Source organism: Delftia sp. BGA-UO-ETr-SB1, assembly GCF_059567865.1.
The window spans coordinates 59752-77634 of record NZ_JCAQOW010000004.1 but is presented as its reverse complement, the minus strand read 5'-3'; the positions used below and the strand labels follow the sequence as shown (position 1 = coordinate 77634).

The following is a 17883-nucleotide window of genomic DNA, read 5'->3' as shown; positions in this document are numbered from 1 at the left end:
TCTTCGATCCCAACTGCCCCCAGGAGCCTGCCATGCGCATGATGTGCCCCCACTGCAACGAACACGCCTACACCCGCACCAGCCTGCAGCTGACCAGCACCAGCCGCGAGACCATCTTCCAGTGCCGCAACTTCGAGTGCGGCCATGTGTTCTCGGCGGTGACCGAGATCAACCGCACCATCAGCCCCAGCGCCATCCCCAACCCCATGGTGATCCTGCCGATGAGCACGCACATCAAGCGCAAGCTGCTGCAGACCCAGCTGGACGCCATGCCGTCCTCGCAATACGAAGGCGCAGCGCACCGCGCAGCCCAGGCGGCCGAATCCGCCCAATCCACCGAAGGCGCGCGCAGCTAGCGCGGCCGGCGCCTTCGCCGCTCCTGACGGCGCCCCACCCGGCGCGCGGGCAGCCCGCCTGCACCGCCGCCACCCCCCCCCTTTCCGCAACCTGCGGAGCCTGCATGAAGGCCCTGCGGGATGCGCTCACCCTGAAACGACCTGGACAGACCATGAAGCTCGGCGACCTGCGCCTTTCCGATCTGATGCGACTGCTGCGGGCAGACGATGCGCCCGCGCCCGAATACCGGCCCGAGGACCCGCCCGCGCTGCCCGAGGCCTACCAGCGCCTGAGCGTCCAGGACTGCCGCATCCGCCTGCGCGAACTGCAGCGCGAGGCCGCGCAGCGCTGCGCAAACGGCCGCTGCGGCAGCGCCGAAAGCCGCGAATGGGCGGGCCTGGCCAGCCACTACCGCATGGCCCTGGTGCTGCTGGCGGGAATAGACGGCGAGATCGAGGAGCTGGCCCTGCGCGACTGGCGCGAAATGCCGCCGCCCGAGCGCGACGCCATCCGCCGCCAGATCCGCGCGCTGCGCAGCTGCCTGCTGCCGCTGCGCGCGCTGGCCCTGAGGACCTGAGCCCATGTCCGTCCTGCTCGCCGCCAAATCCACCGGCCGCAGGCTGCGCACCGCCAGCCTGCAGCAATGGGACCAGCACAAGCCGCGCCCCCACATGGTCCAGCGCGCCATGCAGGCGCTGGAAAAAGCCTTGCCGCCGCAGTGGCTGCAGCCCATGAAGCTGCTGGGCCTGGGCGACTGGCAAAAGGGCGCGCAACACGCCAACGGCCAGCCCGAATGGGCTGCCTGCCACGACGCGCTGGCCGCCATTGACGACTTTGCCAGCCGCCACGGCCGTGCGGCCGAATGGAATCTGGACGACTACGAGATCTGCCAGATGGCCAGGCGCCTGAGCGACGAAGTCGGTGAGCTCGACGCCGGCGCCCAGGCCCAGAACATGGACCTGGCCGCACGCGTGGACCTGGTGCGGCTGATGCTGCGCATGCTGGGCCTGCAGGAAAGCACGCCGCTGGCCGGCGAGCCCGCCATCCGCCGCGCGCTGGATGCCGCCTGGTGGCGCCGCATGCTGCGCCGCCACGTCACGCGCACCGTGGAGGCCGGTGCCGTCAAGCTGGGCATCGTCAACCGCAGCGCCGGCGGCTATGCCAGCAATGCCACCGTGCGCCGGCGCACCGCGCAGATCGAGCGCAACGCCCGCGCGCTGGAGCGCAGCCTCTACCGAAACGAGGCCGGCCAGGTCTTCACCCTGGCCGAGCTGGCCGCGCTGTCGCCGGCCAACCCCGTGATCCGTGGCGGCGAGCTGATGACGCGCATCCGCGGCGCAGAGGAATATGCCGACGCGCGCAGCCACGTCGGCCTCTTTCTCACGCTGACGGCGCCCAGCCGCTTTCACGCCGTCACGCTGGGCAGCGGCGGCCGGCCGCGCCCCAATCCCCATTACGACGGCCACAGCACGCCGCGCGATGCCCAGCTGTGGCTGCGCACCATGTGGGCGCGCGTGCGCTCCCACCTGGGCCGCCAGCGCGTCGCCATGTACGGCATCCGCGTGGCAGAGCCGCACCATGACGCTACGCCGCACTGGCACGCCCTGGTCTGGGCCGAGTGCGAGGAGCACGCCCAGCACATCGAGGCCGCCATCCGCAAATGGTGGCTCAGCGAAGATGGCGACGAGCGCGGTGCCCAGCGCAACCGCGTCAACGTCAAGCGCATGACCGGCGGCGGCGCTGCCGGCTACGTGGCCAAGTACATCGCCAAGAGCGTGGGCCATGCGGCCCTGGCCGACCACCTGGACGTGGTGCAGGGCCGCCTGTGGGATGTGGAGCAGGGCGGTATGCCCGGCCACCGCCGCGTGGACGCCTGGGCCGCCTGCTGGGGCATTCGCCAGTTCCAGGCCGTGGGCATGCCCAGCGTCTGCGTCTGGCGCGAGCTGCGCCGTGTCAGCAAGGACCAGGTCGAACAGATCCGCATCGACGGCGACAAGGCCAGCTGGAAGGCCTGGGGCGCCAGCCACCGCCACGGGCCCGACATCCCCGCCGACTGGCGCCGCTACATGGAAGCCATGGGCGGCCACTGCCTGGCCCGCGACCGCTGGCACCTGCGCATGGCACGCCGCCCCGTGCCCGCCGGCGCCGTCAACCAATACGGCGAGGCCATCGCGCCCGGCTGCGGCCGCGTGGTGGGCCTGGAAACCCGGCGCGGCCAGTGGCTGGTCTCGCGCCGCATCGCCTGGCGCAGCGTGGCTCGCGCCACGCTGGAGTTCCAGGAAACCCACGGTGCAGAAAGCGCCGAGGGCGCCGAGGTCGCCGACGTGGCCCCGCCCACCTTGCCCGCCCGCGCGCCGCTGGCGCGCGCTTGGACTGGTTTCAATAACTGTACGGCCCGGCTCACGGGCCACACGCTGCGCGCCCTCATCGGCCGCGGCGGGCACCAGCGCGAGGACCGGGCCAACCCGGCCGAGCCCGGTTCGGGTGCCGATTCCGTGCTGCACCGCTCCGCATCCGGCGCCACGCCATCCAACCACCCTTTCTTTACCAGCTGATCCACCCCAGGAGGACCCACCATGCACCACAACATCACCGCCCTGCGCAGCTACCGCGCCACCCTCATCCCCCACGGCGTGGACGCCGCACAGCTGGATCAACTGGCCGACGCCCGCCTGCTGCCCGTGCTGCGCCTGAAGGCGGCCAGCGCCAGCCACGCCCAGGCCTGCGCCCTGCTGGCCAGCGGCCGGCCCGTGCTGCGAGTCGAGCGAGTTGAGCGAGTCGGGCGCATTGAACGTGTGGAGCGCAAGAAGGCAGGCAAGTCCATCACGCCGCGCCACGCCTGATCAAGCACCGGACACGACATCGGAGAACACCGCAATGACGCAACAGAACATGGAACTCTTTCACAGCGCCCCGCGCCTGGACACCCAGGGCATCGCCAACTACCTGGGCCTGAGCCGCGAGCACGTCACCGCGCGCCTGACCAAGCGCCCGGACTTTCCCAAGCCCTTCATCAACGCCAGCCGCCGCATCCGCTACTGGCGCATGGCCGACGTCAAGGCCTGGGCCGAGGGGCGCCGGTGAGCCGGCACCAGGCCATCGCCGTGCGCTCAGTGATCGCTGCCCGCAAGAAAGCGGCGTGCCTGGTCGCGCGCCCCGTCGAAGATCTGCCGGGCCATAGGCTGCGGCACGCTGGCCGGCAGGCGCGGCTGCAGCCGGTCGATGGCGCCGTCCAGCGCCTCGACCATCTCCACCATGCTCTCCCACAGGCCTGCGATGCGCGTGGTCTCGGCCAAGGCCTTCCAGTGGCGGCGCTGGATCTCGGCCAGGCGGTAGTGGCGGCTGCGCCCCGGCAGGGCCATGGCCATCCTGGCGCGTTGGCGGGCAATCTTGCCGTGGCCGTGACCGATGATGGGCCAGGCCGACAGCACGTCGTACAGAGGTGTCATCTCATAGCCTCCGCCCGGCTGCAGGAACACCGAGAAATTCTTGGCATGCCCGTCCGTGGCCCCCAGCAGCCAGAATGCCAGCTGGGCCATCACGAAGCGGGCGCAATCCTGGGCAGGCTCGCTGCCATGCTGCAGCACCTGCAGGCACTGCAGCATGCCGGGCCCGCCGTGGGTCTCGTACTTGTTGGCGCTGGCAACGCCGCGCACCTGGCAGAAATCTTCCTGGGGCAGACGCGCAATCCAGCCCTGGGCCGTCCAGGCGCGGTCAAAGCGCTCCACGCACAGCACCTGCTGACCGCCAAAGGTCTCGATGCTGCTGTCGGCCACGGCAAAGCCCAGCTCGGCCAGCAGGCGGGCGCACAGCCACTCATTGGCCACTGACTCGCTCAGGTCGTAGTGCCAGTGCGGCACCACGCCGATGGCCGGCTTCAGGATATGCGTGGTCGGCGTCGCACCCAGCGGGCGGCACCACTGGCCGCCATGGCGCAGCACCGCCGTCTTCTCCTGCGCACCGGCGATGGACAGCCGGAACTCCTGGTCCACCTCCAGCGCGCCAAACCCGCCACCCAGGCTGGCCAGGTGCTCTGCAATCTGCGCCTCGCTCAGCGGCTCGAAGCGCACCTGGTCAAAACCGTCGGGCACGGCCCCCTCGGGCAGCAGCTGCACGGCACCCACGCAATCGCGGCCAATGGCCTCCAGCAGCGAAAACGCGTCGATCCCGCGCAGTCCGAAGCGCTGGTGAATGCGCCGGCGAATGCCCTCGCCGTCCGGCAGCAGGTTGTCGAAATAATGGGCCACCACCTCGCCCGCCACCGTCAGGTCGCGCGTGAAGGGCATGGACAGTGACAGCGGCCGCGCATGCGCGCTCTGCGGCCAGGCCGGGTCATAGGCGAACACATGGCGGCCCGTGCGCGTGACCTCCCAGGTGCCCACCCGCTCCCCATTCATCCAGACGCCCAGCGCCGCCATCACCAGGACCCTTTCGGCTTGCGGTCCTGCCAGTGCGGCGGCAGCGCCTGCGGCTTGAAGGCCACGGGGCGGTCGGCGGGCTTGCGGGGCACGTTGTCACCCGCGTACGGTTGTGGAGCGGGCTCAGCCACCCTCAATGCAGCAGGCGCAGGCACAGGCACAGGCACAGGTGCTGCAGACGCAGGAGAAGCCACCGCATCCGCCCTGGGCCGCATGAGCAGATCGGCATCCAGCAGCTGCAGGATCTCCATCAGCTGGCGCACGCTGACGGCGGCCGGGTCACGCTCTATCGCCGCCACACGCGACTGGGACACGCCCAGCCGCTGTGCCAGTTGGGCCTGGCTCACGCCAGCGGCCTTGCGCAGCGACTTCAGGTGCAGCGCAAGCTGATCGGGCAGTTGCAACAGGTGGTCCATGGTGTTCTCCTGGCCAGGGCATTCAAAATATCATCTCAAGATGATGAATTGAAATTATCACTTTAGAATAATATTGTCAACATATCATATTGGAGTGATATTTCTAGCAACCATACTGCCTACAACCGTGCCGCGATGTCCTCGGCCGTCTCCCGGTAATAGGTATTGAACAGCTCGTTGATATCCACGTGGCCGCTGATGCGGGCCAGCGTCATCACATCCACGCGCTTGCTCAGCCAGGTCAGCGCCGTGGCGCGCAGGTCATGGAAGCGCAGGCCCTCCACCATCACCCGGTCGCGCAGCTTGCGGTAGAGCGTGTCGCGGCTGGCGTCGCTGATGGTCCAGTAGGCGTCGCGCCCGGCGGCTTCGGCGGCCGCGTCCAGCACGCGCAGCAGGCGCACGGCACGGCGCGTCAGCGGCACATGGCGCTCGCCCACCTTGGCCTCGGTCTTGTGGTGCGGCAGGCGGTAGACCCGGCGCTTCAGATCCACATTGCTGCGGCCCATGCGCAGGATCTCGCCGCTGCGCATGGCCGTGTGCAGGGCCACCAGCATGGTCCAGGCCGTCTGCTCCATGGCGGTGACAGGCGCCAGGCGCGGCGAGACATTGGCCGAGCGCAGCATGCGCCGCACCTCGCTCCACTGCCCCGTGCGCCGGCGCGCATGGGACTTGGCCGGCAGCTTGATCTCGGGCCAGGGGCTCTTGCCCACCCATTTCCACTGCTTGACCGCCAGCGTCCAGATCGGACGGAACTGCTGCGCCTCGCGCAGCACGCTGGCGCCAGAGACCTGCTGCAGCCGCGCATCGCGCCAGCGCGCCAGGTCGTCGCCCGTGATCTCGTGGAAGACCTTGGAGGCCAGCTCGGGGAACTCGCGCAGCCAGGCATCAAAGCGCAAATGGTCGGCCCGCGCCGTGCTGGCCGTCTTTTTGTCGGTGACCTCGCGCCGATAGCGCTCCACCGCCTCGGCCAGCGTGCGCCGCGGAAACTCCCCGCGCGCCCCGGCCAGAATGGCCGCCTCCTCGGCCACGGCCCAGCCCTGCGCCTCGGCCTTGGTCGCCCGCGTGGCGGTGCGCCGAATACCCGCACGCTCCACCTCGGCCCGCCAGCCGTTCTTCACTTTCCGGAAATACGCCATCCCACCTCCTGCAGCCCGCGCGGGATCACAAGCGGGATCTGCGCGGGATTGTGATGTGATTTTGCGCTGTTTTGTGCCGGTTTCAACCCGTTCCGTTTTGCCCCCAGAACCCAGAAAAAAAGCCCGCCTCCTCTACAGGAAGCGGGCTTGAGCAGTGTTCGCCGCAGTTGAGCGGCGTTGGTGCGTGGTGCGCGGGGGGGGACTCGAACCCCCACACCATTGCTGGCGTCAGGACCTAAACCTGGTGCGTCTACCAATTTCGCCACCCGCGCTGGTTCTTGGGGAGCCGCCTGCGCGGCGGCTCCTAGGTCAGGGCGCAGATTCTAGCCGCAATTGCGGGGTGGATTGCCATACCCCGGATTTGAGCGGCGGCCTCTGCGCTTTCGCCGCATCAATGCGTGGGCTCGCGGCGCACGCGGAACACGGCGGCGTACATGGCCGGCAGCGCCAGCAGTGTCAGCACGGTGGCCACGATCAGCCCGCCCATGATGGCCACGGCCATGGGGCCCCAGAACACGCTGCGCGACAGCGGGATCATGGCCAGCACGGCGGCGGCAGCCGTCAGCACGATGGGGCGCAGGCGGCGCACGGCGGCTTCGATGATGGCGTCCCAGGCCGGCACGCCGCGCGCGCGGTCGGTCTCGATCTGGTCGATCAGGATCACCGAATTGCGCTGGATCATGCCCATCAGCGCCACCACGCCCAGCAGCGCCACGAAGCCGAAGGGCCGGCCCAGCAGCAGCAGCGCCGCCGCCACGCCGGGAATGCCCAGCGGCCCGGTGATGAACACCAGTAGTGAACGGCTGACACTGCGCAGTTGCAGCATGAGCAGCGTGAAGGTGAGGAACAGCATCACCGGCACGCCAGCAACGATGGCATCCGAGCCCTTGGAGCTTTCCTCCACGGCGCCGGCCACATCGATGCGGTAGGCCGTGTCGCCCGCAGCGTGCCAGCGCGCCTCGATCTCGCGCAGGCCCGGCAGCAGCGCATGGGTCAGCGTTGCGCCCTGCAGGCCCTCGCGCACATCGCCCTGCACGGTGATGGCGAACATGCGCTTTTCTCGCCACATCACGCCGGGCTCCCAGACCATCACGGGCTTGGCGATCTGCGTGAGCGGGATCGACTTGCCCGATGCCGTGGGCAGGTAGGCGTTGGCGATGTCGGTGATGGCGTCGCGCTCCGAATACGGCGTGCGCAGCACGATGTCGATGAGCTTGTCACCCTCGCGGAACTGGCCCACGGTGGAGCCGCTGAGCATGACGCGGGCCGCCTGTGCGATGGCCTGGCTGCTCACGCCCAGGGCGCGCGCCTTGTCCTGGTCCACCTCCAGGCGCACGGCCTTGACGGACTCGTTCCAGTTGTCGTTGACGCCGCGCATGTCGGCGTTGGCGATCATGACCTGCTTGACCTCGTCGGCATAGGCACGCAGCTTTTGCGGATCGGTGCCGGACACGCGGAACTGCACCGGATAGGGCACGGGAGGCCCGTTGGGCAGCAGCTTGACGCGGCCGCGCACCTCGGGGAACTCCTGAGCCAGCAGCGCGGGCAGCGCCTTGCGCAGACGCTCGCGCGTGGGCAGGTCCTGGGCGACCAGGATGAACTGCGAGACGTTGTTCTGCGGGAACACCTGATCCAGCGGCAGGTAGAAACGCGGCACGCCCGAGCCCACCCACTCGCTGACCGTGCGCACGCCGTCCAACTGCATGAAGCGCTCTTCCACGCGGCGCGTGACGGCTTCGTTGGCGGCCAGCGATGTGCCCTCGGGGAACCAGATGTCCACCAGCACTTCGGGCCGGCTGGAATCCGGGAAGAACTGCTGCTGCACGCGCGACATGCCCACCAGGCCCAGCGCGAAGACCAGCACCGTGATGGCGATGGTCAGCCAGCGGTGCGTCACGCACCAGTTCACGGCGCGCCGGAAGCGGTTGTAGAACGGGCTGTCGAAGACTTCATGCTCGGCCGACGAGGCATTGAGGTTGGTCTCCTCGATGGGCACCTCGCCCGAGGCCACCTCGGGCGGCAGCGTGGCCGCGTGCGGCGGGCGCTTGAGCAGCAGCATGCCCAGGTAGGGCACGAAGTACACCGAGGCGAACCAGCTGAGCACCAGCGCAATCACCGTCACCGCGAAGATGGCGAAGGTGTACTCGCCCGTCATGGACTTGGCCATGCCGATGGGCAGGAAGCCCGCCGCCGTGATCAGCGTGCCGGTCAGCATGGGCTTGGCCGTGATCTCGTAGGCAAAGGTGGCGGCGCGGTACTTCTCGTAGCCCTCCTCCATCTTGCGCACCATCATCTCGACGGCAATGATGGCGTCGTCCACCAGCAGGCCCAGCGCGATGATCAGCGAGCCCAGCGACACCTTGTGCAGGCCGATGTTCCAGTACCACATGGCCAGGAAGGTCGCGGCCAGCACCAGCGGAATGGTGATGGCCACCACCAGTCCCGGGCGCGGGTCGATGTACCAGCGCTTCCACAGCGGCTGGTGGCCCTCGCGCTTGTGCAGGCCCAGGCTGATGAAGCTCACGGCCAGCACCACCACCACGGCCTCGATCAGCACCTGCAGGAACTCGTTGACCGAATCGGCCACGGCCTTGGGCTGGTCCTGCATGTTGGCCAGCTCCACGCCAGCCGGCAGCGTGCGCGCGATGTCGCCCACGGCGCCGCGCAGGGACTTGCCCAGGCGGATGATGTCGCCGCCCTTGGTCATGGACACGCCCAGCGCAATCGTCTCGCGGCCCTGGTGGCGCACCTTCACATTGGCCGGATCGGCATAGCCCCGGCGGATCTCGGCGATATCGCCCAGGCGCAGCTGCGCGCCCGATGCGCCGCGGATCGGCATGGCGCGCAGCTCGTCCACCGCCAGGAACTGGCCGGCCACGCGCACCTGCACATCCTCGCGCGGCGTCTGCAGCACGCCTGCGCCCTCGATGGCGTTTTGCTGGCCCAGCTGGCCCAGCACCTGGTTCATGTCCAGGCCCAGCTGCGACAGGCGGCGCTGCGACAGCTCGATGTAGACCTTCTCGTCCTGCACGCCGAACAGCTCGACCTTGGCCACATCGGGCACGCGCAGCAGGCGCTGGCGCACATCGTCGGCCATGGTCTTGAGCTCGGCGTAGCTGAAGCCGTCGGCCTGCAGGGCGTAGATCACGCCATAGACATCGCCGAACTCGTCATTGAAGAACGGCCCCTGCACGCCCTGCGGCAGGGTGTAGCGCATGTCGCCGATCTTCTTGCGCACCGTGTACCACAGCTGCTGGACATCGCCGGGGCGCGAGTTGTCCTTGAGCTGGAAGATGATCATCGACTCGCCGGGCTTGGAGTAGCTGCTGATCTTGTCGGCGTAGGGCACCTCCTGCAGCGTGCGCTCGATCTTGTCGGTGACCTGCTCGGCCATCTGCTGCGCCGTGGCGCCCGGCCAGTTGGTACGCACCACCATGGCGCGGAAGGTGAAGGGAGGGTCCTCGTCCTGCCCCAGCTGGAAGTACGAGGCAAAGCCCAGCAGGAGCAGCACGACGATGAAATAGCGCGTCAGCGCCACATGGTCCAGCGCCCAGCGCGAAAGATTGAAGTGCGCGCCCTGCGGCGCCTTGTGCTTGGGCCCGCTCATTGGGCCGCTCCGCTGGGCGCAGCGCCTGCGGCGGCAGGCGCCTGTGCAGGCAGTGTCTGTTGCGGCTGCTGCTGTGCCGGCTGCGGGGCCTTGTCATAACGGTCCTGATAGACCGTGACCTTCTGGCCTGGCGTGAGCACATGCACACCGGCGGCCACCACCTGCATGCCGGGCGTCAGGCCAGCGGCAATCACGGCCTCGTTGCCATCGGCCGTGGCCAGTTGCACGGGCTGCAGCTTCACCGTGCTGCTGGCGGCATCGAACACCCACACGGCCGTGCCCTGGCCACCGCCGCCTTCCTGGCGCAGCGCGGTGGTGGGCAGCTTGATCACGGGCTGGCCCATGGGGCCCATGCCCTCGGGCAATGCGTGGACCGTGGCACCCAGCGGCGGCACGGCGGCTGCGTCCGACGCGGGCAGTGCCACCTTCACCTGGTAGGTGCGCGTGACGGGATCGGCACTGGCCGCCACCTCGCGCACCTGGCCCTGCAGCGGCTGCATGCCGGCCGACCATGGGCGCACATTCACCTTCTGGCCCACCCGGATGGCGCCGCGCTTGTCTTCGGGCACCACGAAGACCACGTCGCGCGGGCCGTCCTGGGCAATGCGCACCACGGGCGATCCGGCCGACACCACCTGGCCGGGTTCGGCATCTATGCCGGTCACCACGCCGGGCACATCGGCCAGCAGCTGCGCGTAGGACTCCTGATTGCTCTGCGATGCCAGCTGCGCCTTGGCCTGGTCCAGCGTGGCCTGGGCAGACTTGAGCGTGGCCTCGCGCCGCTCCAGCTCCGCACCGCTGATGAAGTTCTGCGCCTTCAGCTGCGAGTAACGCCTCACATCGGCGGCGGCAAGATCGCGCTGCGTGGTCGCGGCCGCCACCTGGGCGCGCGCGGCGTCAGCTCCCAGCCGGTAGTCGCTGGCATCGAGCCGCGCCAGCAACTGACCTGCCTGCACGTGCTGGCCCAGCTCCACCTCGCGGCGAACGAGCTTGCCGGCCACGCGAAAGCCCAGGCGCGACTCTATGCGCGCGCGCACCTCGCCCGCGTACTCCAGTTGCGTGTCCAGCGCGCCCACGCCTACGGTGAGCAGCTTGACGGCGCGCACCGGCTCGGGCGGCGGCTCGGCCTTGGAGCAGGCGCCCAGCGCCAGCGCGGCGGCCAGGCACAGAGGGGCAAGAAGAAGATGGCGCGGCAAAGCGCGCGCGGCAGGGTTCGATGGCAAGTCGGGCATGTGGATCCGGGAGGGCTGGTGCGAAAAGCGGCTGCGGGCTGCAAGATCCGGGCAACATGCCGCGGCAGCTGGCTGGCGCCGTTTACTGACTGACGGGTTAGTAATTTAGGAGAAGCCCTTGAGCCCGTCAAGTGAAATGCATGGCCTTGCGCGCAGCATCGACAATCGGCCACCGTGAAGTCCACCGCTCCCACCCTGCCCGCCTCCCCCGCCCCGGTCACGCACTACGAGAACTTTCCCGTGGCGTCCTGGCTGTGCCCGCCCCGCTTGCGCCCGCCGATTGCCGCGCTCTACCACTTCGCACGCACTGCAGACGATCTGGCCGACGAGGGCGACGCCACGCCGTCCGAGCGCCTGGGCGCGCTGGCCGCCTACCGTGCCGACCTGATGGCGCTGGGCACCGAAGGCGAGGCCTACATGCTCGCCTGCACGGCCTGGCCTCTTGTCTTTGCAGGGCTGGCGCCGCAAGTACGCGCCCACCAGCTGCCGCTGGCGCTGATGGACGACCTGCTCAGCGCCTTCGCGCAGGACGTGCGCAAGACCGAATCCGGCACCACCTACGCCGACCGCGCGGAGCTGCTTGACTACTGCCGCCGCTCGGCCAACCCCGTGGGCCGGCTGCTGCTGCATCTGTACGGGGTGGATGATGCCGAATCGCTGGCCCGCAGCGACGCCATCTGCACCGCCCTGCAACTGATCAATTTCTGGCAGGACTTCAGCGTGGACCTGCCACGCCAGCGCCACTATCTGACCGATGCCGACTGCGCCACCCATGGCGTGCGGCGTGAAGACCTGCGCGCCGAACCCGCTGCACTGACCCCTGCCGTGCGCGCGCTGTTGGCCGACCAATCGGCCTGGGCGCGCGCCCTGATGCAGTCCGGCGCACCGCTGGTGCACCGCCTGCCGGGCCGCATCGGCTGGGAGCTGCGTCTGGTCGTGCAGGGCGGGCTGCGCATCCTGGACAAGGTCGATGCGCTGCAGGGCGCCAGCCTCTACCGCCGCCCCACCGTCGGCAAGGCCGATGCGCCGCTGCTGCTGTGGCGCGCCCTGCGCATGTGATGGCGGGCCGGCCGTTGCGACACCCAGGCTTTGGCCCCAAGCCGTCCATGGGACAATCCGGCCCCATATGAATCCGGATCAGTACGTCCAAGACAAGGCCGCCGCCTCGGGCAGCAGCTTTTATTACGCCTTCCTCTTCCTGCCGCGCGAGCGCCGTGCGGCCATCACCGCCTTTTATGCGTTCTGCCGCGAAGTGGACGACGTGGTGGACGAAGTCTCCGACCCCGGCGTGGCCGCCACCAAGCTCGGCTGGTGGCAAAACGAAGTGCACCAGGCCTTTGCAGGCAAGCCCTCCCATCCCGTGATGCGGGCGCTCATGCCGCACGCCCCGGTCTACGCCATCGAGGAGCGCCACCTGCAGGCGGTCATCGACGGCTGCCGCATGGACCTGGAGCAGACCCGCTACCTGGACTTCCAGGGCCTGACCCGCTACTGCCACCTGGTCGCAGGCGTGGTCGGTGAAGTGGCCGCGCGCATCTTTGGCCAGACGCAGGAAGAAACCACGGCCTACGCCCACAAGATGGGCCTGGCCTTCCAGCTGACCAACATCATCCGCGACGTGGGCGAGGACGCCATGCGCGGACGCATCTACCTGCCCATCAGCGAGCTGCAGCAGTTCGACGTCAAGGCGCATGAGATCACCAAGCGCGAGTACTCGGACCGCTTCACCGCGCTGATGCGCTTTCAGGCCGAGCGCGCCCACCGCCTCTACGACGAGGCCCTGGCCTTGCTGCCCGCGGCCGACCGCCGCACGCAAAAGCCCGGCCTGATGATGGCCAGCATCTACCGCACCCTGCTGCGCGAGATCGAGGCCGACGACTTCCGCGTGCTCCACCAGCGCATCAGCCTGCCGCCTCTGCGCAAGCTGTGGCTGGCCTGGAAGATGCAGGCGCTGGGGCGCATGGCGCGGTGAGCAGAGACAGCGCCAAGGACACGCCTCGCGCCGCACAGCCGCGCGCCGCCATCCTCGGCGGCGGCTGGGCAGGCTTCGCGGCCGCCCTCACGCTGGCGCGCAGCGGATGGCACATCACATTGCACGAGGCCGCACGCGAACCCGGCGGCCGTGCGCGCGGCATGGACCTCGACACGCCACAGGGCCCGCTGCGCGTGGACAACGGCCAGCACATCCTCATCGGTGCCTACACCGAAAGCCTGCGCCTCATGCGCGAAGTGGGCGTGGACCCTGAACGGGCGCTGCACCGCCAGCCCATGGCCCTGCCCTATGCCGATGGCAGCGGCCTGCGCTTTCCCGACTGGCCTGCGCCGCTGGATGCGCTGGCCGGCATTGCCACCGCACGCGGCTGGAGCCTGGGCGAGCGTGCAGCCCTGCTGGCGCGCGCCGTGCGCTGGCGGCTGGCGGGCTTTCGCTGCGCGCCGCAGGCCACCGTGGCCGACCTGTGCGCCGGCCTGCCGCAGCGCCTGGTCAGCGAGTTCATCGACCCGCTGTGCATCTCGGCACTCAACACGCCCATTCACCTGGCCAGCGGCACGGTGTTCCTTCGCGTGCTGCGCGATGCGCTGTTCAGCGGCCGTGGCGGCTCGCATTTCCTGGTGCCGCGCCGTGACCTGGGCAGCCTGTTCCCGGCGCCGGCCGCGCAGTGGCTGCAGGAGCGCGGCCACGCCGTGCGCCTGGGCAGCCGCGTGGCCGAACTGCAACCCCAGGGCCCGCACTGGACGCTGGGCGCAGCCCAGGCCGAAGACGCGCCCTTCGACGCCGTGCTGCTGGCCTGCCCAGCGCCCGAGGCGGCGCGCCTGGCACTCACCGCCGCCGAGCACGACAGCCTGCCTGCGCGCGACGGCATAGCCCTGCAGCGCTGGGCGCAACTGGCCCAGGACCTGCAGCACCGCCCCATTGCCACCGTCTATGCGCAGGCCTTTGACGCCTCACACACATTGCCCCCGGACGCGCCCTGGCTGGCGCTGCGCTCCACGCCCGATGCGCCTGCGCAATTCGTCTTCGACCGTGGGCAACTCGGCGGCCCTCAGGGCCTGATGGCCTTCGTCATCAGCGACAGCGCATCGGACCGCGAAACCCTGCAGGCCCAGGTGCTGGCCCAGGCCCGGGCGCAGTTGGGCTGGCATGGACTGGTTGCGCTGCGCACCGTGATCGACAAGCGCGCCACCTTCGCCTGCCTGCCGCAGCTGCAGCGCCCCGGCATGGAGTTGGGCCACGGCCTGTGGGCCTGCGGCGACCATGTGGATGGACCGTATCCGGCCACCATCGAAGGCGCCGTGCGCAGCGGCCTGCAGGCGGCCGAGGCCATCGGCCAGGCCCTGGGTGCCGAGGGAAAAGCCTGATCCCCCGGGTATCTCCGTAGCCTGCAGACCCTGGTTTGACAGCAGATTGACAGCCGCCGGCGCCACCATCGCTGGCGCCGCATCCGCTGCCCATTCACTACAACGATAGCCAGGAGACCAGACATGCCTTCGCGCGACTTTCTTCACCACGCAGACCTGCCCCTGCTCGGCCGCCGCCAACTGCTGGCCGGCACGGGCGCCATGGCCCTGTCGGGCCTGCTGCCTGCGGCCGCGCTGGCGCAGGACGCCTGGCCCACGCGTCCCATCCGCTTTGTCGTGCCCTTTGCGCCGGGCGGCAGCTCGGAAATCGTGGCACGCTCCACGGCCGCCGAGCTGTCCAAGACCCTGGGCCAGAACGTCTTCGTGGACAACAAGCCCGGCGCGGCCGGCAACATCGCCATGCAGGAAGTGGCGCGCGCCGATGACCAGAGCACCGTCATCCTGGGTCACATCGGCACGCTGGCCGTCAATCCCTACATCTTCGACAAGCTGCCCTACGACGCGAACAAGGACTTCCAGCCCGTCAGCCTGCTGGCCAAGGTGCCCAGCCTGTACGTGGTCCACCCTGACGTGCCGGTCAAGAACCTGCGCGAACTCATCGCCTACGCCAAGAAAAAGCCCGGCCAGCTCAGCTACGGCTCGGCCGGCAATGGCAGCGCCGGGCACCTGGCCTTCGAGTACCTGAAGATGACGGCCGAGATCTTCATGCTGCACGTGCCCTATCGCGGAACGGGGCCGATGATGACGGACCTGATGTCAGGCCGCCTGGACGCTGCCTCCGTGGGCGCTGCCGCCCTGCTGCCCTTCATCAAGGCGGGCAAGGTGCGCTGCATCGCCACGGGATCGACCCAGCGCCTGCCCCAGTTGCCCGACGTGCCCACCGTGGCCGAGCAGGGCTTCCCGGGCTTCGAGATGACGCAGTGGTACGGCATGCTCGCGCCCTCCAGCATGACCCGAGCCCACGTGGACAAGCTGGCTGCCGAATGCGCCAAGGCCGTCAAGGCGCCCGACGCGCTCAAGCGCCTGCAGGGCGATGCGGCCGAGCCCATCGGCAGCACGCCCCAGCAGTTCGCGCAGTTCATTGCCACCGAGCAGACGCGCTGGCAAAAGGTGCTCAAGCGCGCCCAGGTCAAGCCGGACTGAGCGCAGGCTCAGACCCAGGCACAGGCTCCGGCATCAGCTGGCCGGGCCTGCCTTCTCGGCCATGGCGCGCAACACGCCCTGGCTGGCCTTTTGCACATGCTCGGCGCTCAGGCGCGCAGCCTGGTCCGCGTCGCCCTGCTCTATTGCCGCCACGATGGCATCCAGCTCGGCCAGCGTCTGCGGCAGGCGCCCGGGCTGGGACATGGAGATGCGCCGCAGCACCGTCACGCGGTTGTTCAGCTGCCGCAGCATCTGGCCGGCCACCAGATTGCCGCAGCCCTCGATAAGGATGTCGTAGAACTGGTTCTTGATCGCCAGCAGGGCCACCTTGTCGCTGGCCACGGCGGGCACGGCCAGCTCGCCCAGCTTGGCGCGCAGCGCGGCGCGCTGGCCTGCCGAGGCATGCAGCGCAAAGCCCCGGCTGGCCAGCCCCTCCAGGCTGGCCCGCACCTCGTAGATATCGCGCACCTCCTGCACCGAGATGTCCGTGACCTCGGGGCCACGGTGCGGAACGATGGTGATCAGCCCCTCGGCCTGCAGGTGCTGCAGGGACTCGCGCAGGCACGAACGGCTCACATCAAGGCTCTCGCACAGTTCGCGCTCGGACAGCTTCTGGCCCGGCGCAAACACGCCATCGAGGATGGCCGTGCGCAGGGTCTGCGTCGTGCGCAGGCGCAGCGACGTTTCTTCGCGGGGGACACGCAGCATCTGGTTCATGGGATGAATCCTACCTGCCAATCCAGGGGCTGGACGGACTGACGGATTGTCATACACACACCTGGCACGGCAGGCAATCCCGATTTTCATCAAGTAGGATTGTCTGACAATCTGATTAAATCCATTCCACCGAAAGACACCCTCACCGCCTTCCATCAGGAGTTTTCATGACCCGAGCCTATGCACCCAAGAACCCCGCCCTCTTCGACCAGGGCCTGTCCACCCGCCGTGAGGTGCTGGGCGCCGAGTATGTCGATGCGTCCATCCAGAACGCCACGGACTTCAACATCGACATGCAGGAGCTGGTCACCCAGTACTGCTGGGGCGATGTCTGGAACCGCCCCGGCCTGGACCGCAGGACGCGCTCCTTCCTGAACCTGGCCATGATCACGGCGCTCAACCGCCCGCATGAACTCAAGCTGCATGTGCGCGGCGCCATCAACAACGGCCTGACCAAGGAAGAGGTCAAGGAGGTCTTCCTGCAGACCGCCATCTACTGCGGCGTGCCGGCCGCCATCGACTCCTTCCGCGTGGCTTCGGAAGTCTTCAAAGAGATGGACATCTGAGGCACGCAGCATGACCACCATAGGATTCATCGGCCTCGGAATGATGGGCCAGCCCATGGCCCACCTGCTGCACGCCGCAGGGCACGCCCTGGTCATCCGGGACGCCGTGCCCGCCGCCACCGCACGATTCGCGCAGGAGCATGCGGGCGTGGCCGTGGCATCCGGCGCGGCCGACTTTGCCGGCTGCAGCGTGGTCTTCACCATGCTGCCCGACTCCCGCATCGTCGATGCCGTGGTCGGCGAACTGGCACCGCACCTGCCGCCCGGCGCCTGCATCATCGACATGAGCTCGGCCGACCCCAACCGCACGCGCGCGCTGGCCGGCCTGCTGGGCGAGCGCGGCATCGGGCTGCTGGATGCGCCGGTCTCCGGCGGCGTCAAGCGCGCCATTGCGGGCACGCTGTCCATCATGGTCGGTGGCGATGCGGACCTGCTCGCCCAGCACCTGCCGCTGCTGCAACGCATGGGCCAGGCCATCACCCATGTCGGCCCCGTGGGCGCGGGCCATGCGCTCAAGGCCTTGAACAACTATGTCTCGGCAGCGGCCCTGATCGCCACGGCCGAGGCCATCCATGCAGGCGCGGCCTTCGGCATTGCGCCGGCCACCATCGTGGACGTGATCAATGCCTCCACCGGCAAGAACAACACCACCGAAAACAAGGCCCACCAGTTCATGCTGAACGGCGCCTTCAACTCGGGCTTCTCGCTGGCGCTGCAGGCCAAGGACGTGGGCATTGCCCTGTCGCTGGGCCAGGCCATGCACACGCCCATGGCACTGGCCGAACAGGTCAGCGCCATGGCGGCCGAGGCCTCCAGGTCCCTGGGACCCGCCGCCGACCACACCGAGCTGTACAGGTACGTGGCCCCGGCCTGAGCCTGCGCCGTCTCGCCGTCGTCAAGGGCCGCATGCGGCCCTTGCCTTACTGCCTCACGCCACCAAACACGCCACCGACAA

General features: G+C 69.0%; 17 protein-coding genes and 1 tRNA gene. 11 read left to right on the top strand and 7 right to left on the bottom strand.

Translation table 11 applies throughout. The features are described from left to right. Positions 1–32 precede the first annotated feature (32 nt). The 5 genes from AC57B5_RS00810 (at position 33) to AC57B5_RS00790 (ending at position 3420) form a co-directional block, all read left to right on the top strand. A complete protein-coding gene (locus tag AC57B5_RS00810; protein ID WP_043825225.1) occupies positions 33–356 on the top strand; it encodes an Ogr/Delta-like zinc finger protein in 324 nt (107 codons plus the stop codon). A gap of 152 nt (positions 357–508) precedes the next feature. Next, entirely contained in the window at positions 509–913 is a 405-nt protein-coding gene (locus AC57B5_RS00805) for a hypothetical protein (protein ID WP_232244042.1), read from the top strand. Positions 914–917: 4 nt separating this feature from the next. Beyond that, a complete protein-coding gene (locus AC57B5_RS00800; protein ID WP_496398518.1) occupies positions 918–2891 on the top strand; it encodes a replication endonuclease in 1974 nt (657 codons plus the stop codon). 21 nt (positions 2892–2912) lie between these two features. Then, positions 2913–3179, top strand: coding sequence for a hypothetical protein (locus tag AC57B5_RS00795; RefSeq protein WP_099734182.1), 267 nt, complete (start codon positions 2913–2915; stop codon positions 3177–3179). 34 nt (positions 3180–3213) lie between these two features. Continuing rightward, positions 3214–3420, top strand: a complete 207-nt coding sequence (locus AC57B5_RS00790) for a helix-turn-helix transcriptional regulator (protein WP_012204496.1) — start codon at positions 3214–3216, stop codon at positions 3418–3420. Between the two features lie 26 nt (positions 3421–3446). On the opposite strand, the gene AC57B5_RS00785 is transcribed toward AC57B5_RS00790, so the two are convergent. The 6 genes from AC57B5_RS00785 to AC57B5_RS00760 all read right to left on the bottom strand — a co-directional run bounded on the left by AC57B5_RS00785 (position 3447) and on the right by AC57B5_RS00760 (position 11145). Continuing rightward, entirely contained in the window at positions 3447–4754 is a 1308-nt protein-coding gene (locus tag AC57B5_RS00785) for a type II toxin-antitoxin system HipA family toxin (RefSeq protein ID WP_279214878.1), read from the bottom strand. Continuing rightward, positions 4754–5170 carry a helix-turn-helix domain-containing protein gene (locus AC57B5_RS00780; protein WP_496398517.1) on the bottom strand — a complete coding sequence of 139 codons (417 nt, stop codon included), beginning with the start codon at positions 5168–5170 and terminating at the stop codon, positions 4754–4756. Before AC57B5_RS00780 ends, AC57B5_RS00785 begins: the two co-directional genes overlap by 1 nt. 119 nt (positions 5171–5289) lie before the next feature. Beyond that, complete coding sequence (locus AC57B5_RS00775; protein ID WP_496398516.1) at positions 5290–6306, bottom strand: tyrosine-type recombinase/integrase; 1017 nt, start codon at positions 6304–6306, stop codon at positions 5290–5292. 185 nt (positions 6307–6491) lie between these two features. Continuing rightward, positions 6492–6578: transfer RNA gene (locus tag AC57B5_RS00770), tRNA-Leu, on the bottom strand. A 119-nt stretch (positions 6579–6697) separates the two neighbouring features. Then, a complete protein-coding gene (locus AC57B5_RS00765; RefSeq protein ID WP_013803309.1) occupies positions 6698–9913 on the bottom strand; it encodes an efflux RND transporter permease subunit in 3216 nt (1071 codons plus the stop codon). Continuing rightward, a complete protein-coding gene (locus AC57B5_RS00760) occupies positions 9910–11145 on the bottom strand; it encodes an efflux RND transporter periplasmic adaptor subunit (protein ID WP_496398515.1) in 1236 nt (411 codons plus the stop codon). The genes AC57B5_RS00765 and AC57B5_RS00760 overlap by 4 nt, the downstream gene beginning before the upstream one ends. A gap of 174 nt (positions 11146–11319) precedes the next feature. Between AC57B5_RS00760 and hpnC the strand changes: the two genes are divergently transcribed. The 4 genes from hpnC to AC57B5_RS00740 all read left to right on the top strand — a co-directional run bounded on the left by hpnC (position 11320) and on the right by AC57B5_RS00740 (position 15645). Then, positions 11320–12204, top strand: a complete 885-nt coding sequence (hpnC, locus tag AC57B5_RS00755; RefSeq protein WP_496398514.1) for a squalene synthase HpnC — start codon at positions 11320–11322, stop codon at positions 12202–12204. A 67-nt stretch (positions 12205–12271) separates the two neighbouring features. Further along, positions 12272–13117, top strand: coding sequence for a presqualene diphosphate synthase HpnD (hpnD, locus tag AC57B5_RS00750; protein ID WP_013803312.1), 846 nt, complete (start codon positions 12272–12274; stop codon positions 13115–13117). Beyond that, positions 13114–14502 (top strand): hydroxysqualene dehydroxylase HpnE, encoded by a 1389-nt coding sequence (gene hpnE / locus AC57B5_RS00745; protein WP_496398513.1) that lies wholly within the window; start codon positions 13114–13116, stop codon positions 14500–14502. The genes hpnD and hpnE overlap by 4 nt, the downstream gene beginning before the upstream one ends. A 123-nt stretch (positions 14503–14625) precedes the next feature. Beyond that, positions 14626–15645 carry a Bug family tripartite tricarboxylate transporter substrate binding protein gene (locus AC57B5_RS00740; protein ID WP_319073532.1) on the top strand — a complete coding sequence of 340 codons (1020 nt, stop codon included), beginning with the start codon at positions 14626–14628 and terminating at the stop codon, positions 15643–15645. Positions 15646–15678: 33 nt separating this feature from the next. Here the strand turns inward: AC57B5_RS00740 and AC57B5_RS00735 are convergent, their stop codons facing one another. After that, entirely contained in the window at positions 15679–16362 is a 684-nt protein-coding gene (locus tag AC57B5_RS00735) for a GntR family transcriptional regulator (RefSeq protein WP_012204486.1), read from the bottom strand. 167 nt (positions 16363–16529) lie between these two features. On the opposite strand from AC57B5_RS00735, the gene AC57B5_RS00730 reads away from it, so the two are divergent. Both AC57B5_RS00730 and AC57B5_RS00725 read left to right on the top strand, forming a co-directional pair. Then, a complete protein-coding gene (locus AC57B5_RS00730) occupies positions 16530–16928 on the top strand; it encodes a carboxymuconolactone decarboxylase family protein (protein ID WP_012204485.1) in 399 nt (132 codons plus the stop codon). A 10-nt stretch (positions 16929–16938) separates the two neighbouring features. Next, positions 16939–17802 carry an NAD(P)-dependent oxidoreductase gene (locus AC57B5_RS00725; RefSeq protein ID WP_026062100.1) on the top strand — a complete coding sequence of 288 codons (864 nt, stop codon included), beginning with the start codon at positions 16939–16941 and terminating at the stop codon, positions 17800–17802. Positions 17803–17883 lie beyond the last annotated feature (81 nt).